Raw genomic sequence first — 9,030 nt, 5'->3', positions numbered from 1 at the left:
GTGGTGGAGCAGCGCCTGCGCTGCCGCGGTCAGCTCCAGTCCCTTCGAGCTGCGGTGAAACAAAGGCGTACTGAGGCGTATCTCGAGATCGGAAATCCGCTTGCTCACCGCCGATGCCGCGATGTGCTCGCGATCGGCCGCCTTGGCGATACTCTGCTCTTCGCAAACGGCGACAAACAGCTGAAGCGAAAGAAGGTCAAAACGCAATGTAGCTCCCCCTCTCCGGCATATTCCATCCATGTCAGGCCTGCGAAACACGCAGCCAGTCACTGCTAATAGCTGTTGACCGCACGGATGCAACTGTCGCAAGGGCATCATCGCGGATCGCGAAGCAGCCATTCCAAACGAAGTCTTTTGCGAAAGGCCATCGCAGTCAATACGTTCTGGCACGCGCTTGTCGCGAAATCGCCACCGGTTCCCCCGTGGAACATGCTTCAATCAATAATTCAATCAGAGTGCGTCTTCGACCATGAATCGATATGATCTTGAGCAGCGCGTAGCGATTGTCACGGGCGGAGCGCAGGGCATCGGGTTCGCAGTCAGCGAGCGGATGCTGGCATCCGGTGCCAGGATAGCGATCTGGGATCGCGATGGCGCTGCGTTGCAAAAGGCTCTCAATCAGCTTGGACGAACCCGCGACGTGCTTGGGATTGAGACTGACATTGGCGACCTCGCGTCGGTGGAAGCGGGCTTTGCACACACGCTGGAACGGTTTGGCAAGATCGACATACTGATCAACAATGCGGCGTTGGTCGGGCCGAACATGCCGACCTGGGAATATCCACCCGAGGCCTTCGCACAGGTCCTGAGTGTGGGATTGATAGGGACTTTCAACTGCTGCCGCGCCATCGTCCCTCATATGCGGGAGCTTAACTACGGGCGCATCGTCAACCTCAGCTCCATTGCCGGCAAGGAGGGCAACCCCAACGCGGTCGCCTACAGCTCCATGAAGGCAGCCGTGATCGCCTTGACGAAGTCACTGGGCAAGGAACTCGCAGGGCAGAACATCGCAGTCAACTGCGTCACTCCGGCGGTTGCCAAGACGCCTGGGGCAATGGAGCAGTCACCGCAACACATCGAGTACATGCTTGCCAAGATTCCGCGCGGCCGCATGCTCGAACTTGGCGAAGCCGCCTCCATGATCTGCTGGCTAGCGTCAGAGGAGAATTCCTTTACCACCGGCGCGGTGTTCGATCTTTCCGGCGGCAGGGCAACCTACTGACCGTAGCGCCCGTCAAATTCCGCGGCGCACGTGGCGGCGCACCGATCCAACAAGGAGACTGCTGATGCCTTCCTACATATTCGAAAACGCGCGGATCGTTGACGGCTCCAATGAGGACGGCGAGCACGACCGTTTCGTCCGCGTCAGCGGCAATGTTATCGACGAGGTTTCAGACAAGCCGATCCGGGATAGCAACGCGCATCGCTTCGATCTGCGCGGGAAGACTTTGATGCCGGGCCTGATCGATTGCCATGTGCACATCAATTCCGGAGTTGCCGATCCGGCCGAAAACTCGTTTCTGCCAAACGAACTCGTCGCCTATCATTCGGTGCGGATATTGAAGGGCATGCTCAATCGCGGTTTCACCACCGTACGCGACCTCGGCGGCGCGACTGTGGCTCAGGTCCATGCGATAGAGCAGGGTCTTATCGAAGGTCCTCGCCTGGTCATTTGCGGCAAGGCCATGGTGCAGACCGGCGGCCATTCGGACTATCGGACGCGCTACGACATGATCAGTGGCGACCGTCAACTCGACCAACTCGGCTCGGTAGGACGCATCGTTGACGGCGTCGACGACTGCCGCCGTGCCGCTCGCGACGAGGTTCGCAAGGGCGCCAGATTCATCAAGGTGATGGCCAATGGCGGCGCGGCATCCTCCCATTTTCCTCGGCCATATCTCGGCTATTCGATGGATGAGCTGCGCGCGTTCCAGGACGAAGCCGACAAGGCCAAGATGTATGTGTCGGTGCACACCCACACCGACGAGGCCGTCGCACGTGCACTCGAATGCGGTATTCATTCGATCGAACACGCGACACTTATTACCCCTCAAACCGCTGCCACCGCTGCGAAGCAAGGTGCGATCGTCACGCCGACGATCGCCGCCTATGAAGCGCAGATCCGCGAGGCCGATGCGCTGAAGCTGGATCCCGGCTTTGTGGAACGCCTGAAATGGGTGCGCGCAAGAGGTCCCGAATCGCTGGAGACGATGCGGGCAGCCGGCGTCAAGCTGGCTTACGGCACCGACGTGTTGGGCTCGATGCACAGCTATCAGTCCGAAGAGTTCCTGATCCGCGCGGAGGCGCTGCCGGCGATCGAGGTGATCAAATCGGCAACCCTTACCGCCGCCGAACTCGTCCGTATGGAAGGCAAGGTCGGCACGATCGCGGCAGGCGCCTTTGCCGACCTCCTCGTGGTCGACAAGGATCCCGTGAAGGATCTGTCTGCGCTGGGCAGTCAAGGCCGCTACATGTCCGCCATCATGAAGGATGGTGCATTCGTGAAGAACCAGCTCGCAGCCTAGGCTCACGCTGGGACCAATCACGCCGCCATCCTTTTGCCAGTCTTGAGATGTCCGCTCCGGGGGCGGACCGGCTGTGTCACTTGGATATCGACAAGTCTTCCGCGTTCACGCCTTACATCGTGGAATGCGACGAGGTCCATCCCATCGAAGGCTCTGAGCCCGCGTCCAGCCAACTATCCCAATGCTGAATTCGACCGCCCTGGTGTCCGCGCATGCTGGAGGTCGCGCATTTGAGCGAAGTTTCAGTAACTGCTGAGTGGAGGGACATAGCTCGTTCGAAGAGGCGACGCCAAAGCTTTGAAGGGCTGCCCTATTTGCTGTTGGCGCCGATCGCCATACTTCTGGTTCTGGTGATCGTTTATCCGCTGGTTGAGGCCGTGCGGTCTGCCATGACGGACGCATCTTTTGCCCAACTGGGCACGCGCCCGCTTCAGCGGTTTTCAGAACTTCATCAAGCCGGTCAACGACCCGACCTTCCCTCGAGGAGAGCTGCCTTGCCGGAAAGAGGCAAATCCCTTGTCTGGCTGGTTGTTCCCCTCCCGCCACGCTGTACATGGGAGGTTAGTCCATGGAGGACATTCACCCCTTCTTCGGCGCCAACGCTGCGAGCGGAGTGGCTAGCTCCGGCCAGGCCGCGGTCCGGTGGGTCTGAAGCTGCGGGTCGCTGGTCGTATTGTCCCAATCGACCGCGAGGAAGCGTTTGCCGGTTATTTTGTCGCCCTCGCTGGTCAAGAGCGCCAGAATCATCGGAGCCATCATCTCGGGGCGGATAAGCGTCTCGCGATCAAGGCCATCCCTATCGGGAACCATGGCCGTGTCTACCGGCCCGCCCGGCAACACGACGTTGACGGTGATGCCTGATTCATCGAGTTCGCGCGACAGCATCATCGACCATGCTTCGAGAGCCGCCTTTGACGGTCCGTAGGGGGAAAAGCCCGGCCGCATCATGGTCAAGTAGCTCGTGCTGACGTTAATGATGCGGCCCCATTTCTGCGGACGCAGGCGCGGAACGACCTGGCGCGACATGTTGAACGTGCCGCAGACATTGGTCAGCATGAATTTTTTCCACAGTTCTTCGCTGACGTCTTCGATCTGCAAGGGGAGAGTCTCGTAACGTGGGTGCACGGCGTTCATGCCGAGCGCGGCATTGTTGATGAGGACATGCAATCCACCGAAATGCTCTGCAGCAGCATCCACGCCCCGTTTGCAATTCGCCGGATCAGTGATGTCGACCTGCAAGGCAAGGAACTTGTCTTTCCCAACGCGCTGCTCAACCCGGCTCACACCATCCAGATTGATATCCATGCCAGCAACACGCACCCCTTCCTTGACAAGCGCTTCAGCAATGGCAAGGCCGATACCTGCACCGGCCCCCGTTATGATCGCAACCTTCCCCTTGAAATCCGAATACGGCATAAATCCTCCCAATTGCGTGGCTTAGTCCGTCGATCGGGAACGTTCCGATGACAACGGGCCAACTAGTCGCCCAGGAGGCGACGCAGTTCTGATAATGATACGACGGCGTTAGCCCCAGTCGCGATTGGGAAGTGATGCATCGTCTCGGACGATGCCACCAGCGCTCATCCTTGGCCACGGCGTCACTTGCCAATCGCGTCGGTCGACCGTCCGCAATTCGGATAGCTCCCATGCAACTCTGTCAAGACCTGCGCGACACCATTTTTGGAAGGACTCAATCGCTGGCTGAGATGCCTGACGCGCCGGTTTTTCCCTCCTACCCGAAGTCACTCCTGAAACGCTTCCTCGCGCTTCGAGCGTATGCTGGGCAACAGCACCAGGACCAACAGTATCGCGGCCAGAACGATCAGCATGAGGCTGCCGGGCCGGGTGAGGAACACGGTCGGGTCGCCACGGGAAAGCACCATTGCCCGCCGCAGGTTCTCCTCCAGCATCGGTCCCAGCACGAAGCCGAGCAGCAGCGGCGCTGGTTCGAAGTCGAGCTTGATCAGGATGTAGCCGACGAGGCCGAACAGGGCCATTGTGTAGATGCTGAACGAGTCGTTGTAGACGCTGTAAGCGCCGATGCAGCAAATCGCAACGATCGCCGGAGCGAGGTAGTGGTACGGCACCATCAGCATCCGCACCCATATGCCAATCAGAGGCAGGTTAAGCAGGACCAGCATCAGATTGCCGACCCACATCGAGGCGATCAGACCCCAGAACAGGGCCGGCTGCTCAGTGGCGACATTCGGGCCAGGTGTAATGCCCTGGATAACCAACGCGCCGATCATCATCGCCATTACCGGGTTGGAGGGGATGCCGAGCGTCAGCATCGGGATGAATGAGGTCTGCGCGCCGGCATTGTTGGCGCTTTCTGGCGCCGCGACCCCTTGAATAGCGCCCTTGCCGAACTGCGACCGGTTTTTCGAGACACGGCTCTCGACCGCATAGGCCGCGAACGATGCCAGGACTGCGCCACCGCCGGGCAAGATCCCAAGCACGGTGCCGATGCCAGTCCCTCGCAAGACCGGGGCTATGACGCTCTTGAGCTCCGCAGCCGTCAACATGAGTTTGCTCACCTTGCGAACAATTACGTTGCGCTTCTGCTCATGCTCGATGTTGAAGATGATCTCGTTGATACCGAATACGCCCATGCTGAGCGCGACGAAATCGAGCCCGTCGGCCAAGCTCGGTATGCCGAACGTGTATCGCAGCGTGCCGCTCTCGACATCGGTCCCGACCAGGCCAAGCAGCAGGCCCAGCACGATCATCGCGAACGCCTTGAGCAGCGAACCTGACGCAAGCGTAACTGATGCAACGAGGCCGAGCACCATCAGGGAGAAATACTCTGCCGGGCCGAACTTCAGCGCAAAGCCGGCCAGCACCGGAGCGAACAGCGCCAGGATGAGCGTTGCGACCGTTCCGGCGAAGAACGAACCCAGTGCCGCCACCGCCAACGCCTGACCCGCCCTGCCCTGCTTGGCCATCTCGTAGCCGTCAATCGCGGTCACGATCGAGCCGGCTTCGCCCGGCAGGTTGATCAGGATGGCGGTGGTGGAGCTTCCGTATTGCGCACCGTAGTAGATGCCGGCCAGCATTATCATCGCCGTGTCGGGCGACAGGCTGAAGGTCAGCGGCAGAAGCATGGCAATTGTTGCCACCGGCCCGAGACCCGGCAAGACCCCGACAGCTGTGCCTAGCAGGCAGCCGATGAAGCAGTACAGCAGGTTCCACGGGTTCAGTGCCGTCTGGAAACCAAGCTCAAGATTGGAAAAGAAGTCCATGAAAAATGTTCTTCAGCTGGTGATTTTCACGGGCTGGGGGAAGCCGAAGGCCACCAGTAACCGAAAGATAGCCATTGCCCGATGATCGGGATGGGCAATCCGAGCGCATAGACGAAAAGGAAGGCGCAGACGAGAGACAGCACGAGGGCTAGCGTGATGGAGGGGATCCACTTCGTGTAGCTGCTGGCCATGGTCGTCGCCAGAATGCAGAGCGCCAGCGAGATGAACAGGCCGAGCCCTTTGAGGGTTAGGGCGAAGACCATGATCGAGCCCAGGACGAGGACAAGCGCACGCCAAGGGATCGTCAGCGCCTCGCCTGCCCCGCTTTTTGAACGCAATGCGTTAACGATGATGGCAAGCCCCAGAACGACCATCAGCAGGCTCAGAACGATCGGAAAGTAGCCCGGCCCCATTCGCGAAGCGCTGCCGACCGTCAACCCGCGACCGAAGTAAAGGAACGCTGCACCGGTGGCGAGCACCAGCGTCCCACTGATCACGTCTCTCGGCTTTTCAAGTTGAGATGGCATCGTGAGGACCCGGCGCATAAATCATAGGCCGAAGCAGCAGGAGCCATGGTAGGTCAGAACCTGCCTGGTTCGGGGTGCTTGATGCCGCTTGGCGATATGGGGCGATTGGCGGATTTCGCATCGAAAATTCCAATCCGCGCGCAACGTTCATGCCAGACTTAGGGCGGCCCAAAACGAATGAGCCGCCCGCGACGAACCGTCAATCGGTAATCCGGATGTTCTGCTTTTCGGCGATGGTCTTGAACGTGTCGAGTTGCTTGACCACGAAATCCTTGAACTCAGCGCCGGCAAGCGGCGACGTATACAGGCCAGAGTCAGCCAGACGCTTTGCCACTTCCGGCTTGACCAAGGCGTCGGCGACGGCCTTGCTCAGCTTGTCGGTGACCTCCTTAGGCATGTTCGCGGGACCCATGAGGGCGAACCAGCCCGTGACGGTGGCGTCGCCGAGGCCGGCTTCGGCCAAAGTCGGCACATCCGGCACTACCGGTACGCGCTCGGGAGAGGTCACGGCCAGCAGCTTGATGGTGCCAGTGTTGAGATGGGCGGAGATGTCCTTCACCGTGCCGAACATGCCGTCGATCTGGCCTCCGACGAGGTCGGTCACAGCACCGGCAGCACCTTTGTAGGCGACGTGGGTGATGTCGATGCCTGCCGCCAGGGCCATACGCACACCCTCAATGTGCAGCGAACCGCCAACACCCGAAGAGCCGTAGTTGAACTTGCCGGGATTGGCCTTCGCGTATTCGACGAAATCTTTCATGGCGTTGAGCGGCAGCTTCGTGCTGACAGCGAACACCAGTGGAAACTCGACGACCCGGGAAATGAAGGTCAGGTCGTCCGGGATCTTGTAGGCCACGTCCGGCTTGACGGCCGGCAATATCGCAATCGCGTCGTTGTTGCCAAACAGAAGCGTATAGCCATCTGGATCCGCGCGCTTGACGGCATCAACGGCGATCGCCGAAGAGGCGCCGGGGCGGTTATTGACGATCACCGGCTGTCCGAGGCTGGTCGACAGTGACTCGGCGAGGACGCGGGCGGCGAAGTCGGTTGCGCCACCGGGGAGGTAGCCGACGATTACTTCGATCGGCTTGTTCGGATAGTCATCAGCCGCCTTGGCGCAGTTGGCGCCAGCGAGCGACAGCAGTACCAGCGACAGCGCTGCCAGCATGGCATGGGCTGATTTTTTGTAGGATCCAATCATTCTTCTCTCCCTTTTTATTGCTTCTTCGAGGCTTCCATCCCGCAGCGAGACTTTGCTAGCGTCACGTCCCAAAGGAACCGTAGACAGCGCACCCGAATTCCTGCCGCCAACTAAAAGCCCATCACCGTTCCTCTTGGCCTCCCGCGGCACTTCGCGACGGCATGGCCGACGGCGCAGTACGGCGACCTTATAAAAAGAAACGGCGCAAAAAGGTGAGTCGTAGATTCTTATGCCGGCATCGCACACTGCGAGGATAAGGCTTCTGCTCGGAGCCAGGTGCCGCGGTATGCTTTACCGATAGACGGCGGAGCGGAGAGAATATGGCAAAGCATGGTAGAGCGAGCCAGGCCCGGTTGCGCAGCCGCAAGCATTACGAATGAGGGTGAGCGAGGAACCGTTCCGCCTCGATGGCGGCCATGCAGCCGAGGCCGGCAGCGGTTACCGCCTGCCGATAGACATCGTCGCTTACATCGCCTGCCGCAAAGACGCCCGGAACGCTGGTGCGCGTCGATCCAGGCTCAACCCAGATGTAGCCACCGGGCTTCTGTCGGAGCTGGTCGCCAAAGACCCGGACGGACGGGCTGTGGCCGATCGCGACGAACAGCCCGTCGGCAGGCAGGTTCTGCACGGCACCCGTTCTGGCATGCCTGAGGCGAATGCCTTCGACGGAGAGCGCCGGTTCTTCGTTGCCCAGAACTTCATCCACTACATGCTCCCAGACGACCTCGATTTTCGTGTCGTTGAACAGTCGTTGCTGCAGGATTTTCTCCGCTCGCAAACTGGCACCACGGTGCACGAGCGTGACCTTAGACGCATATTTGCTGAGGAATAGCGCTTCCTCGGCCGCGGTGTTGCCCCCGCCAACCACCACGACGTGCTTGCGGATGAAGAATATGCCGTCGCATGTAGCGCAAGCGGAGACACCGAAGCCGCGGAAACGCTCTTCCGAAGGCAGGCCAAGCCACCTGGCCTGGGCGCCGGTCGCGATGATGAGCGCCTCGGTCTCGTAGCGCTTGCCGGACGACGTGATTACCCTGAACGGCCGCTCGCTGAGATCGGCGGTTTCGACATGGTCAGTGACGATAGTCGCCCCGCAGTGTTCCGCCTGTTTCTGCATCTGCTCCATGAGCCATGGGCCCTGGACGATGTCGGGGAATCCCGGATAGTTCTCGACATCCGTGGTTACCGTCAGCTGTCCACCAGGTTGCGGCCCACAGATCAGCACGGGATTGCACAGCGCGCGTGCCGCATAGATGGCGGCGGTGTAGCCCGCCGGCCCCGACCCGATAATGATGACCCGTGTGCTCATTCGTTCGCCCAAGATTGCTGGTGGGTTTGCCCGGCTCGACGGTATTGCCCGCCCGCCTCGGTTATCCGCTGCCTCGCGCCCGCTCCGAAAAGCAGCGGTCCGACGTAGCCATCAGCTGGCATGGCGGGAGAGGCCGTCGTTGGCAACCGGGGCGGCGCTATTCCCAGAGGGCGACCGGCATCGGCAGACCGTCATAGAGTTTCGCGTCGACAGTCTTGGAGAGAGG

The 9,030-nt window shown here is 60.4% G+C and carries 8 protein-coding genes; 2 read left to right on the top strand and 6 right to left on the bottom strand.

Annotated features, from left to right (window positions below; translation table 11 throughout):
• The coding region (locus tag EN906_RS13170) for a LysR family transcriptional regulator (protein WP_245484240.1) at positions 1-207 on the bottom strand (207 nt) is incomplete at its 3' end.
• Between the two features lie 262 nt (positions 208-469).
• Between EN906_RS13170 and EN906_RS13165 the strand changes: the two genes are divergently transcribed.
• Together EN906_RS13165 and EN906_RS13160 are read left to right on the top strand one after the other, a co-directional pair.
• Positions 470-1,222: an SDR family NAD(P)-dependent oxidoreductase gene (locus tag EN906_RS13165; RefSeq protein WP_024504891.1), complete on the top strand. Its 753-nt coding sequence runs from the start codon at positions 470-472 to the stop codon at positions 1,220-1,222.
• A 64-nt stretch (positions 1,223-1,286) separates the two neighbouring features.
• Positions 1,287-2,525 (top strand): amidohydrolase family protein, encoded by a 1,239-nt coding sequence (locus EN906_RS13160; protein ID WP_024504890.1) that lies wholly within the window; start codon positions 1,287-1,289, stop codon positions 2,523-2,525.
• A 579-nt stretch (positions 2,526-3,104) separates the two neighbouring features.
• On the opposite strand, the gene EN906_RS13155 is transcribed toward EN906_RS13160, so the two are convergent.
• The 5 genes from EN906_RS13155 to trxB form a co-directional block, all read right to left on the bottom strand.
• Positions 3,105-3,941, bottom strand: a complete 837-nt coding sequence (locus EN906_RS13155; RefSeq protein ID WP_127267273.1) for an SDR family oxidoreductase — start codon at positions 3,939-3,941, stop codon at positions 3,105-3,107.
• A 326-nt stretch (positions 3,942-4,267) separates the two neighbouring features.
• On the bottom strand, positions 4,268-5,767 hold the full coding sequence (locus tag EN906_RS13150; RefSeq protein ID WP_127267272.1) for a tripartite tricarboxylate transporter permease: 1,500 nt from the start codon (positions 5,765-5,767) through the stop codon (positions 4,268-4,270).
• A 26-nt stretch (positions 5,768-5,793) separates the two neighbouring features.
• The gene (locus tag EN906_RS13145) at positions 5,794-6,312 is read right to left on the bottom strand and encodes a tripartite tricarboxylate transporter TctB family protein (RefSeq protein WP_127375208.1); all 519 of its coding nucleotides are present in this window, start codon (positions 6,310-6,312) and stop codon (positions 5,794-5,796) included.
• Positions 6,313-6,493: 181 nt separating this feature from the next.
• On the bottom strand, positions 6,494-7,462 hold the full coding sequence (locus tag EN906_RS13140) for a tripartite tricarboxylate transporter substrate binding protein (protein WP_164748757.1): 969 nt from the start codon (positions 7,460-7,462) through the stop codon (positions 6,494-6,496).
• A 403-nt stretch (positions 7,463-7,865) separates the two neighbouring features.
• The gene (trxB, locus tag EN906_RS13135) at positions 7,866-8,804 is read right to left on the bottom strand and encodes a thioredoxin-disulfide reductase (protein WP_032899518.1); all 939 of its coding nucleotides are present in this window, start codon (positions 8,802-8,804) and stop codon (positions 7,866-7,868) included.
• Positions 8,805-9,030 lie beyond the last annotated feature (226 nt).

Origin of the sequence: Mesorhizobium sp. M7A.F.Ca.CA.004.06.1.1, assembly GCF_003999135.1 — a bacterium.
Classification (GTDB): Bacteria; Pseudomonadota; Alphaproteobacteria; order Rhizobiales; family Rhizobiaceae; genus Mesorhizobium.
Note: the sequence above shows the minus strand (reverse complement) of the source record. Positions and strands in the feature narration are given on the sequence as shown.

Bases quoted from the DNA above. Each gene is read 5' to 3' on its own strand.
- EN906_RS13165 (WP_024504891.1), top strand. From the start codon at position 470: ATGAATCGATATGATCTTGAGCAGCGCGTAGCGATTGTCACGGGCGGA.
- EN906_RS13160 (WP_024504890.1), top strand. From the start codon at position 1,287: ATGCCTTCCTACATATTCGAAAACGCGCGGATCGTTGACGGCTCCAAT.
- EN906_RS13155 (WP_127267273.1), bottom strand. From the start codon at position 3,941: ATGCCGTATTCGGATTTCAAGGGGAAGGTTGCGATCATAACGGGGGCC.
- EN906_RS13150 (WP_127267272.1), bottom strand. From the start codon at position 5,767: ATGGACTTCTTTTCCAATCTTGAGCTTGGTTTCCAGACGGCACTGAAC.
- EN906_RS13145 (WP_127375208.1), bottom strand. From the start codon at position 6,312: ATGCGCCGGGTCCTCACGATGCCATCTCAACTTGAAAAGCCGAGAGAC.
- EN906_RS13140 (WP_164748757.1), bottom strand. From the start codon at position 7,462: ATGCTGGCAGCGCTGTCGCTGGTACTGCTGTCGCTCGCTGGCGCCAAC.
- trxB (WP_032899518.1), bottom strand. From the start codon at position 8,804: ATGAGCACACGGGTCATCATTATCGGGTCGGGGCCGGCGGGCTACACC.